This window comes from Desulfobacterales bacterium (assembly GCA_034520365.1).
GTDB lineage: Bacteria > Desulfobacterota > Desulfobacteria > Desulfobacterales > Desulfosalsimonadaceae > M55B175.
The window spans coordinates 356,000-368,239 of record JAXHNP010000003.1 but is presented as its reverse complement, the minus strand read 5'-3'; the positions used below and the strand labels follow the sequence as shown (position 1 = coordinate 368,239).

At 47.1% G+C, this 12,240-nt stretch carries 17 protein-coding genes; 10 read left to right on the top strand and 7 right to left on the bottom strand.

The window, feature by feature from the left end; all coding sequences use genetic code 11:
* Nucleotides 1–145: 145 nt before the first annotated feature.
* Entirely contained in the window at nucleotides 146–502 is a 357-nt protein-coding gene (locus U5L07_04940) for a hypothetical protein (protein ID MDZ7831073.1), read from the top strand.
* Nucleotides 503–732: 230 nt separating this feature from the next.
* Here the strand turns inward: U5L07_04940 and U5L07_04935 are convergent, their stop codons facing one another.
* Nucleotides 733–1,161, bottom strand: coding sequence for a type II toxin-antitoxin system VapC family toxin (locus U5L07_04935; protein ID MDZ7831072.1), 429 nt, complete (start codon nucleotides 1,159–1,161; stop codon nucleotides 733–735).
* The gene (locus U5L07_04930) at nucleotides 1,158–1,442 is read right to left on the bottom strand and encodes a type II toxin-antitoxin system Phd/YefM family antitoxin (GenBank protein MDZ7831071.1); all 285 of its coding nucleotides are present in this window, start codon (nucleotides 1,440–1,442) and stop codon (nucleotides 1,158–1,160) included. Before U5L07_04930 ends, U5L07_04935 begins: the two co-directional genes overlap by 4 nt.
* 238 nt (nucleotides 1,443–1,680) lie before the next feature.
* Here U5L07_04930 and U5L07_04925 point away from each other — a divergent pair, with 238 nt between their 5' ends.
* The 7 genes from U5L07_04925 to vapC all read left to right on the top strand — a co-directional run bounded on the left by U5L07_04925 (nucleotide 1,681) and on the right by vapC (nucleotide 6,880).
* Nucleotides 1,681–2,199, top strand: a complete 519-nt coding sequence (locus U5L07_04925) for a transposase (GenBank protein MDZ7831070.1) — start codon at nucleotides 1,681–1,683, stop codon at nucleotides 2,197–2,199.
* 341 nt (nucleotides 2,200–2,540) lie between these two features.
* The gene (locus U5L07_04920; protein ID MDZ7831069.1) at nucleotides 2,541–2,819 is read left to right on the top strand and encodes a hypothetical protein; all 279 of its coding nucleotides are present in this window, start codon (nucleotides 2,541–2,543) and stop codon (nucleotides 2,817–2,819) included.
* Nucleotides 2,788–3,144 carry a helix-turn-helix transcriptional regulator gene (locus tag U5L07_04915; GenBank protein ID MDZ7831068.1) on the top strand — a complete coding sequence of 119 codons (357 nt, stop codon included), beginning with the start codon at nucleotides 2,788–2,790 and terminating at the stop codon, nucleotides 3,142–3,144. Before U5L07_04920 ends, U5L07_04915 begins: the two co-directional genes overlap by 32 nt.
* 462 nt (nucleotides 3,145–3,606) lie before the next feature.
* A complete protein-coding gene (locus U5L07_04910) occupies nucleotides 3,607–5,049 on the top strand; it encodes a hypothetical protein (GenBank protein ID MDZ7831067.1) in 1,443 nt (480 codons plus the stop codon).
* Between the two features lie 2 nt (nucleotides 5,050–5,051).
* Nucleotides 5,052–5,222 carry a hypothetical protein gene (locus U5L07_04905; protein ID MDZ7831066.1) on the top strand — a complete coding sequence of 57 codons (171 nt, stop codon included), beginning with the start codon at nucleotides 5,052–5,054 and terminating at the stop codon, nucleotides 5,220–5,222.
* 208 nt (nucleotides 5,223–5,430) lie between these two features.
* Complete coding sequence (locus U5L07_04900) at nucleotides 5,431–5,790, top strand: helix-turn-helix transcriptional regulator (protein MDZ7831065.1); 360 nt, start codon at nucleotides 5,431–5,433, stop codon at nucleotides 5,788–5,790.
* Between the two features lie 688 nt (nucleotides 5,791–6,478).
* The gene (gene vapC, locus U5L07_04895) at nucleotides 6,479–6,880 is read left to right on the top strand and encodes a tRNA(fMet)-specific endonuclease VapC (GenBank protein ID MDZ7831064.1); all 402 of its coding nucleotides are present in this window, start codon (nucleotides 6,479–6,481) and stop codon (nucleotides 6,878–6,880) included.
* 366 nt (nucleotides 6,881–7,246) lie between these two features.
* Here the strand turns inward: vapC and U5L07_04890 are convergent, their stop codons facing one another.
* The 4 genes from U5L07_04890 to U5L07_04875 form a co-directional block, all read right to left on the bottom strand.
* Nucleotides 7,247–7,441, bottom strand: a complete 195-nt coding sequence (locus tag U5L07_04890; GenBank protein MDZ7831063.1) for a type II toxin-antitoxin system HicA family toxin — start codon at nucleotides 7,439–7,441, stop codon at nucleotides 7,247–7,249.
* Nucleotides 7,441–7,680, bottom strand: coding sequence for a DUF1902 domain-containing protein (locus U5L07_04885; protein MDZ7831062.1), 240 nt, complete (start codon nucleotides 7,678–7,680; stop codon nucleotides 7,441–7,443). The genes U5L07_04890 and U5L07_04885 overlap by 1 nt, the downstream gene beginning before the upstream one ends.
* 307 nt (nucleotides 7,681–7,987) lie before the next feature.
* Nucleotides 7,988–8,770: a nucleotidyl transferase AbiEii/AbiGii toxin family protein gene (locus U5L07_04880; GenBank protein MDZ7831061.1), complete on the bottom strand. Its 783-nt coding sequence runs from the start codon at nucleotides 8,768–8,770 to the stop codon at nucleotides 7,988–7,990.
* Nucleotides 8,767–9,384: a hypothetical protein gene (locus U5L07_04875; protein MDZ7831060.1), complete on the bottom strand. Its 618-nt coding sequence runs from the start codon at nucleotides 9,382–9,384 to the stop codon at nucleotides 8,767–8,769. The genes U5L07_04880 and U5L07_04875 overlap by 4 nt, the downstream gene beginning before the upstream one ends.
* A gap of 376 nt (nucleotides 9,385–9,760) precedes the next feature.
* Between U5L07_04875 and U5L07_04870 the strand changes: the two genes are divergently transcribed.
* Nucleotides 9,761–10,597 carry a hypothetical protein gene (locus U5L07_04870; GenBank protein MDZ7831059.1) on the top strand — a complete coding sequence of 279 codons (837 nt, stop codon included), beginning with the start codon at nucleotides 9,761–9,763 and terminating at the stop codon, nucleotides 10,595–10,597.
* Complete coding sequence (locus tag U5L07_04865; GenBank protein MDZ7831058.1) at nucleotides 10,533–11,438, top strand: nucleotidyl transferase AbiEii/AbiGii toxin family protein; 906 nt, start codon at nucleotides 10,533–10,535, stop codon at nucleotides 11,436–11,438. Before U5L07_04870 ends, U5L07_04865 begins: the two co-directional genes overlap by 65 nt.
* Before the next feature lie 172 nt (nucleotides 11,439–11,610).
* On the opposite strand, the gene U5L07_04860 is transcribed toward U5L07_04865, so the two are convergent.
* Nucleotides 11,611–12,180 carry a nucleotidyltransferase gene (locus U5L07_04860; protein MDZ7831057.1) on the bottom strand — a complete coding sequence of 190 codons (570 nt, stop codon included), beginning with the start codon at nucleotides 12,178–12,180 and terminating at the stop codon, nucleotides 11,611–11,613.
* Nucleotides 12,181–12,240: the final 60 nt, after the last annotated feature.

The window sequence follows — 12,240 nt, the reverse complement described above, 5'->3', positions numbered from 1 at the left end:
GTGAAGAGGGTTGGGGGTCAGGCTTGGCTTGTTAGCTTGTTGAGCGGCTGCTGCGGCAGGCCATGTAAAAGCTTCGGGGCAGTTTATTGACATGCGCCGATTTATGATCTAAATTTCTGAGTAAGAATAGGGGGAGCTAAATCATATGCATCAACTGAAGATAAAAGTTGAAGTTTTTGAAGAAGACGATCTCTATGTAGCGCTTTGCCCTTCATTAAATGTTTCCAGCTTTGGAGAATCAATAGATGAAGCCAAAAAAGCTCTTGTAGAAGCTGTGGAAATCTTTATTGAGGAATGTTCAGAAATGGGAACCCTTGATGAAGTTTTTGAAGAATCCGGTTTTACCAGTCAATTGGCGGATGCGCTGGCGCTTATCCGCCCTACGAGGGGAGAGATGAGACGTTGTAGCATTGTAGGGTGGATAAGCGATAGCGCATCCACCAATGAGATAAGCGCATCCGCCAATCCCTTAACCCAATCCGCCGATCCAATAATCAAATGACATGAGCAATTATCGTCGCGCATTGATTCCCGGCGGGGTGTTTTTCTTCATGGTGTGAATAGCGGGGTCTGACCCCAGCAAGTGATTGTTTGCCGGATGCGCTGGCGCTTATCCGGCCTACGAGGGGTGGGGAGGTCAATTGGCGGATGCGCTGGCGCTTATCCGCCCTACGAGGGGTGGGGAGAGTAGTGCAAAAGGGTGGTGGTAATAATCTATACCTGGTGCAAATTTTATCCAGATTTCGGGGAGTGCCAGTTTTCAGACTTCAGCCTTGAAAAATGTGTAAAATCGTCAATGTCCCGTGTTACCAGAATCAGGCCATTTACCACGGATATCGCCGCAATCTGTCCATCAACAAATGAGGGGGTCAAGCCTTTTGACGATAATCTGGCACGTTCCCCTGCATGCCACTCTGCTGCTCTGTCATCATAAGGAAGAACAGGCATTGTGCGTTTGACAACGTCGTTAAGAAATGAAGCAATAATTTCACGTTTCCGGGACCGGGCAAGGCGCTGACAACCAAATTGAAGTTCATGCCAAACCGGCGCAGCAGTGACCATTTCGTGCTGACATTTTTCAAGCATACGCATGACCGATTTGTCAGGGACTGTTTTCACCGCCTCTGAAAGTACGTTTGTATCAATGAGATATTTCATCATTTGAACTCGACTTCTCTTCCAGAGGACAAGTCTCGAAGCCCTTTGAAATCCGTGTCAGAAATCTCTATTGCTTCATCTTCAGCCGCCTTTCGCCGAAATTCCGAAAAGGCATTCCAAAAACCCGTATATTTGCGGCTGATCCGTTCATATTCTTGAATCGACAGCAATACTGCAACCGGTTTTCCCCGTCTGGTCAACTCGACAGACGGTCCCTTTTCGACATAATGAATGATTGTGGGAAGTCTGTTTTTTGCTTCAGCTATCGAAAATTGCTTTTGCATTATTGCCCTCCTCTCCTTGCTATAGGCTGTTTTTAAAAATTATAGCCATCTTTATGGCCATAATCAAGAAATAAAATTTTTCAGCAGCATTGTAGTATTGTAGTATTGTAGGGTGGATAAGCGGTAGCGCATCCACCAATGAGCATTGTAGGGTGGATAAGTGATAGCGCATCCACCAATGAGATAAGCGCATCCACCAATCCCTTAACCCAATCCACCGAACCAACAATCAAATGACATGAGCAATTATCGTCGCGCATTGATTCCCGGCGGGGTGTTTTTCTTCACGGTGGTGACTTACCGGCGCCGGCAGGTTTTTACCAATGATGAAAAGGTTGATGCATTGCGCCGTGCGTTTCGCCGGGTTCGGGCGATAAGGCCCTTTGAAATCGATGCCATTGTGATTTTGCCGGATCACCTGCATTGTATTTGGCGTTTGCCCGAGGGGGACGGTGATTTTTCCGGGCGTTGGCGGGAAATCAAGAAGGCCGCCTCGCGGGCCATTGGTCCGCATTCGGATGCCGAAAATGAGCGCAAAGTTTGGCAGCGGCGGTTTTGGGAGCATGCCATTCGCGACGAGGCGGATTGGCGGCGGCATATGGATTATATTCATTACAATCCCGTCAGGCATCAGTTGGTGAGCCGGCCGTGGGATTGGCCGTGGTCGAGTTTTGCGCGGTGTGTGGAGCGCGGGTGGTATGACGCCTCGTGGGGGTGCGTGGAGCCGGCAGGGATTCGGGGGTTGGATTTTGAGTGAGGGGGGGGATGCTTTTGATTGGCGGATGCGCTGGCGCTTATCCGCCCTACGATAAGGAATTGGTTATTTGGCGGATGCGCTGGCGCTTATCCGCCCTACGAGGGGTGGGGGAACATTGTAGGGTGGATAAGCGATAGCGCATCCACCGATCCCTTCTGCTGCCCCACCGCAATATTTGCGCCAACCGTTATTTGCTATCATCGGTAAGAAGTGTTAAGTGATTAAAAAGACAGGGGAAAGGGGTGGTTCGGTTTGAAAAAGGCGGGGATGATCCCGTCTTTTTTGCTTTGGGTGGGCTGAGCATTGACATTATTCCATAAATGGTATATTTTGGTTTGCAAATGAGTTGGACGATTCTTTCGAGCAAAAAATTACAAAAGCAGATTGCAAAGCTTCCGCAAAGTGTGAAAGCCAGTTTATTCGTTTTATTATTGGAAATTGAGAAGTGTGGACCGGTCAGAGGAAATTGGCCAAACTATGGAAAGCTTGGAAAAAATCGACATCATTGCCACCTAAAGAAGGGGCAGCCCACATATGTTGCGGTGTGGGAAGCGGTCGATGAAAAAGTAAAAATTATTGAGGTGATATATGTCGGGAGCCACGAAAAAGCGCCATACTAAAAATTGCCGCGAAGTGCGCTATTACGGTCCACGAGAAAAAATTGAGAAGATTGATCAACTGGCACGATCCCTTGATCTGGAAGATATTTCCGATAGCGCTCCCTGGCGAGAGCTTTTCCCGGAATTTGAAGAAGGCGCCTCCCCTGCGATTGCGCTTAAGGGTTCAAGAGCAAAAGAAAATATTACGCAGAAGGGACTCTCTGAAATAACTGGCATTCCCCAGGGCCATATTTCTGAGATGGAAAACGGCAGGCGGTCTATTGGCAAAGAAATTGCCAAAAAGCTCGGAAAAGCCCTTAATGTGGATTACAGGGTGTTTTTGTAGAAGGAGTGTTAAGTTTTAAGAAGAGGGGAAAGGGGGAAAGGTTCAAGGGGAAAGGGAAAAAAAGCCAAGTCGGCGGATGCGCTGGCGCTTATCCGCCCTACGATAAGGAATGGGTCAATTGGCGGATGCGCTGGCGCTTATCCGCCCTACGAGGGGCGGGGGAGCATTGTAGGGTGGATAAGCGGTAGCGCATCCGCCAATGAGATAAGCGATAGCGCATCCACCGATCCCTGACTTTAGCGGGTATATTTTGTTAGTGTTACTTACAGTCGTTGTTGACAAATCTTCACCGAATGCCCCATACTAATCCTGCCGCCATGCTTTCACTCGATACGAAAAAAACTCGGAAAAGGGCTTTTGCGCAAAATACTCAGAGACACTGAGCTTTCGATTGACGACTTGCAAAAAAAATAACTCACAATTCACTACTGCCTTTCCCATCCTTTAAATGGCTGTGCTTTGGTGTTTTGGTGGGACCCGGCACTTTCAATTCGATTTGATGTGGACGGAGATTCTGGCGCGATGATAAATGCAGGGCTCATTAAACTATCCGATGCCGGTTGGCCTGGCGAGTTAAAACAGTTGTGTAAAAACATTGGCTTCGGCACTTTGAATCCAGGCATTATTGATGAGCTAAAAACCCGGCTATCCCCTGACATTTCCCAGATCGTTGTCGAATATCCTTACAGGGATTTCGATTTTAGCAGCACGTATTCGATGTTTTATACGAAAAAACACAGGCGTGTCAGCAGAGAAAGCCTGCGCATGCACTTTTTTGGCAATAAAATCCAGCAAGCCGGTTACTACGGATTTATGACACTGCGCCCCAGCCTGGTGGACCAGCGCGGTAGAAGCCATATATCTCCCAAGGCGGTTAAAAAGCCTGAGCCTGTTTATATTGTCACGGCAAATTCAACAGCCCATCTTTTTGGCCAGCCGTTTACGGTGGAATCATTTCCCTGGATGGCACAGGAAACGGATATAGCAGTATGCGCGCATGTAGCAGTATGGTCTATAATCAATTATTATGCAGTCAAATATTCGCGATACAGAAGCTTTTCCATAGCGGAAATTGCTGCTGAAGTACCGGGTTTCCTGGGCAGGACGATCCCTTCTGAAGGATTGAATCTGCTACAGATTTCCACGCTGCTTACAAAAGCCGGATTTTATCCATTGTTTCTCAAAAAAAACCCCCAAGATCCCAGGCCGTTTTTTCAAGCAATTTATGCTTATATTGAATCCGGAATTCCCCTGGTTGGAGTAATGACCAAAATGGAGCACGCCGTGGCCATAATGGGACATGGCCCGCTCAAGAATGTTCCTTCGATAAAAAACAAGGACACTTTTCAATGGAGTGCCGACTATATTGATGAGTTCATTATATCTGACGACAACCACCTGCCGTTTACATCTGTTTCCAGGGACGGGACCGAAGGCAGTTATTGCTTTGAGGATTTGGATTATATCGTTATCCCCCTTTATGAAAAAATGTATTTAAACGCAAACGTGGTGATTGAGCGCGTCCGGTACCTGATTGAATCAAACGGGCTGAAGATACCGCCGAACGCAGTCTGCAGACCCTATTTGACCTCTACCCGCTCTCTTAAAAGGCAGGCTTATTCAAATAACAGTATGAATGCCGACCTTAAAAACATCCTGCTGAGGCTGCCGACCCCCCAGTTCGTATGGTGTGCGGATTTTATGACGGCAGAAGATGGATTTGACAATACATTCAGCAGAATAATCATTGATGCAACGGCCGGAACATATGAAGCTGAACCGTGGCTATTGTTGCATGATAACGAATGCGTTTTATATTTTGACAGTGATATTGATCAATGGTATAGGCTGGATATTCAAATCAAGCCTTATTCCACATACATAAACAACCTGAAGGGATATTGATCATGACCTCTAAAAAATTAATAGAAAAGCAGGTAAAGGGTGAAAAAATATCGTCTCCTTCAACCGAAGAGTATAAAAAAAAACAGGAAGAAATAAACGAACGGATAAAAGCGATTGTTAAGCACTATGAACGTTCTGCAGAAGAAGCCGCAAAGCATTATGTCAGGTTTTGATGTTTCCTTTTTTTTTTTACAATTAAATTCCGAATTAAATTCCATTCCAATTCCAATTCCACAATTCATTCAAATTCCGGGGACAGCATAAGGTCGGAGTGGCCAGATTTTGGTCAACTCAAGAAAAATGAATATCACTGCCATTTGTCTTATTCATGGGTTGCATGTTGGCGGGCAGAGAAGGAATATATGGAAATAGAGGTCTGTTATGCAGGTAGTCGTGAAAAGGCCCCATATTAGGGTTGAAGGGGAGATATCTTCCGATCTCATTGAGTATCTGAGAAAGCATTATGATGATGTTGAGGTAATTGAAAACGAAGATGACGAATTAATAGAAGTAACAAAGAGCAGCTGGTACAAAGATATTCGTGCGAAGATTACGCCCGGCGAGAATATGCGCGTATATCGCCGGCTGCACAATTTGACTCAGGAAGAATTGGGTAAAAAACTTGGCCGCTTTACCCGACAAAATATTTCCAATATGGAGCGCGGACACAGGGGTATCAGCAAATCTGTGGCAAAAAGACTGGCTGAGCTTTTTGATGTTTCGGTGGAAAAGTTTTTATAAAAGTAATTTTCCCCACAGTCAATTGGCGGATGCGCTGACGCTTATCCGCCCTACGATAAGGAATGGGTCATTCGGCGGATGCGCTGGCGCTTATCCGCCCTACGAGGGGAGAGATGAGACGTTGTAGCATTGTAGGGTGGATAAGCGATAGCGCATCCACCAATGAGATAAGCGCATCCACCAATCCCTTAACCCAATCCGCCGATCCAACAATCAAATGACACCAATTCCGGGGACAGTATTGTAGTATTGTAGGGTGGATAAGCGATAGCGCATCCACCAATCAGAATACAGCGGGGGAAGAGTGGCCCATCTATGGGCGCTGGGTCAAACCCACGCCCCTGACTTTGAAAATTCATTCGAGAGTCAGCACTTGGGATATCTCATTGACATATCCCTGATTAACTTTATAATGTAAAAATACAGGTAAATTCTTTTCTGGAGGCATCGTAATGAATAGTGTGCTGACAAAAATTTTTAAAAGCAACCGGAGTCAGGTTGTCCGGCTGCCTAAAAATGTTGCTTTCCCGGAATCAGTAAAGGAAGTTGAAATAACAGCAATTGGCAACAAACGTATTATTGCACCGGCAGATCAATCCTGGGATGAATGGTTTGATGGCCCGGGGGTTTCCAGTGACTTTATGATAAATCGCTGCCAGCCGGAGGATCAGATTCGGGAGAGCTTCTAATGCTGAAGTATCTGCTGGATACCAATATTGTCATCTACACCATGAAAAATCGTCCGCAGCAGGTGAGAAGGCGTTTCAAACAGCACAAAGGCCAGATGTGTATTTCCAGCGTCACCCTGGGAGAGTTGATTTTTGGTGCGGAACATTCACAACAGGTGGAACGGAACCTGACAGATATTGAGGCAATGGTTGCCCGACTTGAAGTACTGCCCTTTGACAATAAAGCAGCATATCATTTCGGACAAATACGGGCTGCACTTTATAATATGGGTAAGCCCATTGGACCGTACGATATGATGATTGCCGGTCACGCCAGGGCATTGGGTCTGACACTGATAACAAATAATATTAAGGGATTCGAACGAGTGCCAGGGTTGCTGCTTGAGAACTGGATGAACTAAGAAAAGCGCTGGGGCATGCGATGAAACCCATAGTCAATTGGCGGATGCGCTGACGCTTATCCGCCCTACGATAAGGAATGGGTTATTTGGCGGATGCGCTGACGCTTATCCGCCCTACGAGGGGGCGGGGGAGCATTGTAGCGGGGGAACATTGTAGGGTGGATAAGCGATAGCGCATCCACCGATCAGTTTGCAGGGGGGAACATTCTATGGTTAAGAACTGGATAAACTAAGAAGTGTTACGTTTTAAGTGATTAAGGTTTAAGTGGGGGGGGGGCAGGACAGGTGAGGGCGAGTTAATGGTTATTGATTAATGGGGAAGGGCGGTTATTGGTTATTGGTTATTGGTGGGGTGCCTATTGCTCTTTAAAAGTGTTTGGGCAGGCCAGCTTGCTTGAGCACAGCGTTTGCGGTATGTCGGGATTTAATTGAATTATCGACTACGAAATGGATTTTGGTGATGGGACTGTACCAGATTTCATGGTCGCCTTTTCCTTGTCGCTCAAATGAACAGCCTGCTTTGCGTAAGTATTTTTTCAAATCGCCGGTATAATCGGACATCAGACAGCCGCCCGTTGGGTGACCTCGAACCTTCGGGTAAACAATTCAAATGAAACCTCCTGATCGGTTTCAGTTCCATTGGCCTCAAGAAGTTCAGGAATCATTATTTTTAGTTTTTGGATCAAGCCTTCCAGGGTTTCTTCTTCAGTGGCAAGCCCGGGCACATCATCACTGCTTGCAACCCATACTTGAGCTTCCTCGTCCCATTCGGCTCTTATAAAAAATGGTTTTGTCGCCATACTAATTGCCTTTTTAATTGGTATTTATGAAGTATTTGATATTCTCTGTACATTTGAAACTATGCTTTGGTGGGCTGTAATTGTCAAGGGTAATAAGTGTTAAAATTGGCGGATGCGCTGGCGCTTATCCGCCCTACGATAAGGAATGGGTCAATTGGCGGATGCGCTGGCGCTTATCCGCCCTACGAGGGGTGGGGGGAGCATTGTAGGGTGGATAAGCGATAGCGCATCCACCAATGAGATAAGCGATAGCGCATCCACCGATCCCTTCCTTAACCCAATGCGCCGATCCCTGACTATCGGGATATTAGAGGGAACGTATGAATTCGGCAAAATGCAAGATGCGCTGGCTGTTGTCACGATGAAACAGGAGGTGTTCAAAATCCTTTTGTTTTTGGCGCAGATCAACCGCTTGCAGGGATTTTTCAACAGAAGCCTTTAATTCGGCAAGGTTGCCGATATCGCAGCGGCTGGTAAGAAACTGATAATCCGGTTCCGTCCGTGACAGCAGGAACATGACATCGTAATAATCACGCCCTTTGCCTCTGTTAAGCATGGCGGCAATCTTCATGGCACACAGCACCGCTTCGGACGGAACCGGAAACGGGAAGAAAAAACCGCAGCCCCTGATGAATTCCATGACGGGTTCATAGGGTGTCTGCTGATCCTGGGATTCGATTTTCAGCAGGAAACGCGCCTCCCGATGACCGGAAAGACCTAAGTTAAACAGAAGCTCCGGGAAATAAAGGCTGCGTCGAAACGCCTTCAACCGGCTCTTCTCCCGTTCTCTGGCCTCCACGTTAAATCCGCTGCGCTGCAGGAAGGCAAGAACATCATCTGACATCCGGATGAACGTTTCATCGGTAAGGTTTTTGCAATCAAAATCCAGATCTTCGGAAAAACGATCGATGCCCCTGGCCAGGCGCAGGTTTGTGCCTCCGATAAAGGTCATTTTGCGGATGTGCTCTGTGGTGGAAAGATAATCCAGGATCAATAACTGTACATATTCTTTGACAATGTGCTTTTGAAAGACGGCATTTTCAGCCATTGGGGCCGGATAGTAGTTTTTGATCTGCTCGATTGAGATCATAAGTCATACACCTTTTCAAGCAACTGCATGCGCTTTTCAAGACGCCCGCATTGGAATCGTTTTCCCATTGACAGCCATGCCCGCCGGTCCCGGCTCTCACCCAGTATATCCCGATCGAGCCGGAGTTCGAGCAGCTCGGACTCCGTATTATAGAAAGGATAAAGATACAGCAGATCCAGCAGGGCCTTTTCCATGGTCGCATAGGGGATTGCCCGGCCGTCTGCAAGCGGTCGGCGGAAATAGCCGAACATCAAATCGCTTTTGACGCTTTTGTAGGCGTATTCACCAAAATCGTTTGCAAACGAAGCGGTTTTCAGTGATGTGACGCTGGTTATCTGGACTACGGATTCGGGAATCAATCCATAAAATGCGAGGGCCGAGTGCAGACTGATGTAGGAGGGGCTGTAGATTTTGCCGGCGATATATTCGGCGAAATCCGGCTTATCCTTGTATTCGGGAAAGGCGTACCATCCGCGCCGCAGATGCACGAGGTAGCCCTTTTTGGTCCAGCGGACCAAATTATTGCGATCAAATCCCGGCCGCCAGGCATATACCTGATGAATGCTGAAACAGCCGAGGTCAAACATTTTGTTTTTAAATTCAATCCAGTTCATAATCTGTTTCAGTTATGCAGCAAATATGATGATTTTTAGAAATATAACGAATAAGCGGAATTGTCAAGCAAGAGTCGGCACGGTCAATTGGTTCTATCGGTTTTTCGGGCAGGCCCGGTGGTTCGCCCTATCAAGGTTTTGGCGGATGCGCTGTCGCTTATCCGCCCTACGATAAGGAATGGGTCATTCGGCGGATGCGCTGTCGCTTATCCGCCCTACGAGGGGGCGGGGGAGCATTGTAGGGTGGATAAGCGATAGCGCATCCACCAATCAGTTTGCTTATCCGCCCTTCTTGCTCAGGCGATGGGGCTGGTAAAGGATTTGACAAAATTATCTTTTAAGTGCATAATGCCTATCAAAAATAGGCGTTGTGCATATGAGTAATGATAATACAGAAAAACTTAAAACCCTTGGCCCCCGGGCGGCTTATCTGGTGGGGGTGCTTTACGAACAGGGGAAGCCTGTATTTTCCAATGCCGATGTCATGGAAATTACGGGGCTTGAACCGAAATCCGCCCGGAATTTTGTGGCGTCTCTTGTAAAGCGGGGTGTGGCGGCCAGATTAAAACCCGGCCTTTTTATTCTGGTTCCCTATGAACTGGGTTTTGAACGGGAATACATGGGCAACCCTTACGTTATTGCCAGAGAACTGGCAAGCAGGAAAAACTATTATATCTCTCACGGCTCTGCCATGGATATTCACCAGATGGTTACCCAGCCCCAGTTTAAGATTTATGCATCGGTTACTCAGCCCATACGCCCCCGCTTTGTTTTGGGTGTTGAATTTTTCTTTGTCCGCTGCAAGCCGGAACACTTTTTCGGCATTGAGGATCATTGGGTGACAAAAACAGAAAAGGTCCGGGTGAGTGATCCAGAGCGTACAGTTATTGACGGACTCAGGTTCCCACAGTACTGCGGAGGGGTCAGCGAGGCGGCCAAGGGGCTTTGGATAAAAAAAGATGAGATAGCCCTGGTCAGGCTGATCGACTATGCTTTAAGGCTTGATATTGGCGCGGTGATACGTCGGCTTGGCTTTTTGCTGGAGACATTCGGCTTGGGCTCGGATGATCATATCTACAGTTTGCGGCAGCGGCTCACAGATTCTTACGCAATTTTAGATCCTGTGCTGCCGGATGAGGGCAGATATCTTGCCAGATGGAGACTCAGGCTTAACATTGATCCGGATGAATTGTTTTCTCTGGTCAGCACCTGATATGATACCACAGCGCAATATCTCGGCATTATCCAACAGACTTGCCCGTAAAGGTCAAAGACGTGTCCCTGAAAAAGTCCTGGAACTCGATTATTGTCTGGCTTGGTTTCTTGTTGGCCTTTCGAAAACAAGCCTTCGAGAATATTTGATATTTAAAGGCGGGACCGCTTTGAAACGTTGCTATTTCCCTGATTATCGCTTTTCAGAGGATTTGGATTTCAGCTTATCCCAGAGCATCTCTTTTGAGGACCTTCTTGAAGGCCTTGAAGATGTTTATCTTCAGGTTAAAAACGACAGTGGAATAGTTTTTGGTTTCGGCGGCGAGGATCGGGCAAGGCATCAAAACAGTTATAGTTTTTATTTGACTTATGAAGGCCCTCTTCCGGTTTCATCGCCCAAAAAAGTCAAGGTGGATATTACTGTGAAGGAAAGATTTGTCTTTCCGATTAATAATTGCCCGGTTCTCAGCGGGTATAATGAATATGAAGACATTGTTGAAGGCCATATAATCAGGGCTTATTCCCTGAACGAAATCTGCGTAGAGAAGTTTTTGGCCCTTACAGACCGGGCGCGTAATGAGCCGCGTGATTTATACGATTTTTGGTACCTTGTTTCAAACCACCATGTTGATTTGGCGATGCTTTTGCCTGAAATAATGAATAAGCTTAAGTTTCGGGGGCGCAGCTTTGATACACTGGCCGATGATTTTGATAAAAAAGAGCCTCGCTATAGGAAGCTTTGGGAAGTCCGTTTAAGCTCCCAGATGACTACTTTGCCTTCTTTTGAAAATGTTTTTCGTTCAGTAAGGAGGGCTATCAGGAGGGCAGGGTTGTTTGAGTAGAATGGATGGATAGCAGAGGGGGCGGGGAGTGGGTCATTTGGCGGATGCGCTGGCGCTTATCCGCCCTACGAGGGGCGGGGAGCATTGTAGTAGGGTGGATAAGCGATAGCGCATCCACCAAGCCCTTGACCCCATCCGCCGATCCAATAAAACCCCATCCGCCGATCGGATTTTATGAATGTTTCTTTTTCCAATTTTGCCACTGCTGAGCTATTTCAGGCCGATCCAGGAGGTTGGATAGTTCAAGGATTCTTGGCTCAAGGTATCCGTAGTCAAGGTTTTCTTTTTGGAATTTGATTATACCCTCCACATCTTCAAGATCCCGGGGGCGATCGGATATAATTTTGAGCAGGATTAAATCCTCGGCAGTGCAAAAGTTAATGTCTGCATTGCCAATTTTTACTTTGACAGCTCTTTTTATTGCTTGCTGTTCAAATGGCAGTGTCCCGAGAATGATATCGATCTGCTGAGCTTCATGGGTTTTTATCGGCAGCACCCGCGTTTCTGCTGCGAATTCAAGCGGCTTGTCCACCCGGATGGTATAGGTTTTCTGAAGAATTGAAATGAGATTTTCAATTTCGCTGTCCTGCGCCCAGGCGATGATATCGATATCCAATGTGGCCCGCGGCCGGCCCCATTTCGCATTGGCAAGGCCGCCGATAACCATGTAGTCGATCTTATGCCTGTCAAATAAGGCGGCTATATCGCCGAGGGCTTTTTCAAAGGGTTTTATTTCAGGCATGCCAATGCCCTGCGCATTTTCATGATACCCTTCACATCTACCGGTCGTTGCCGGGCTTCC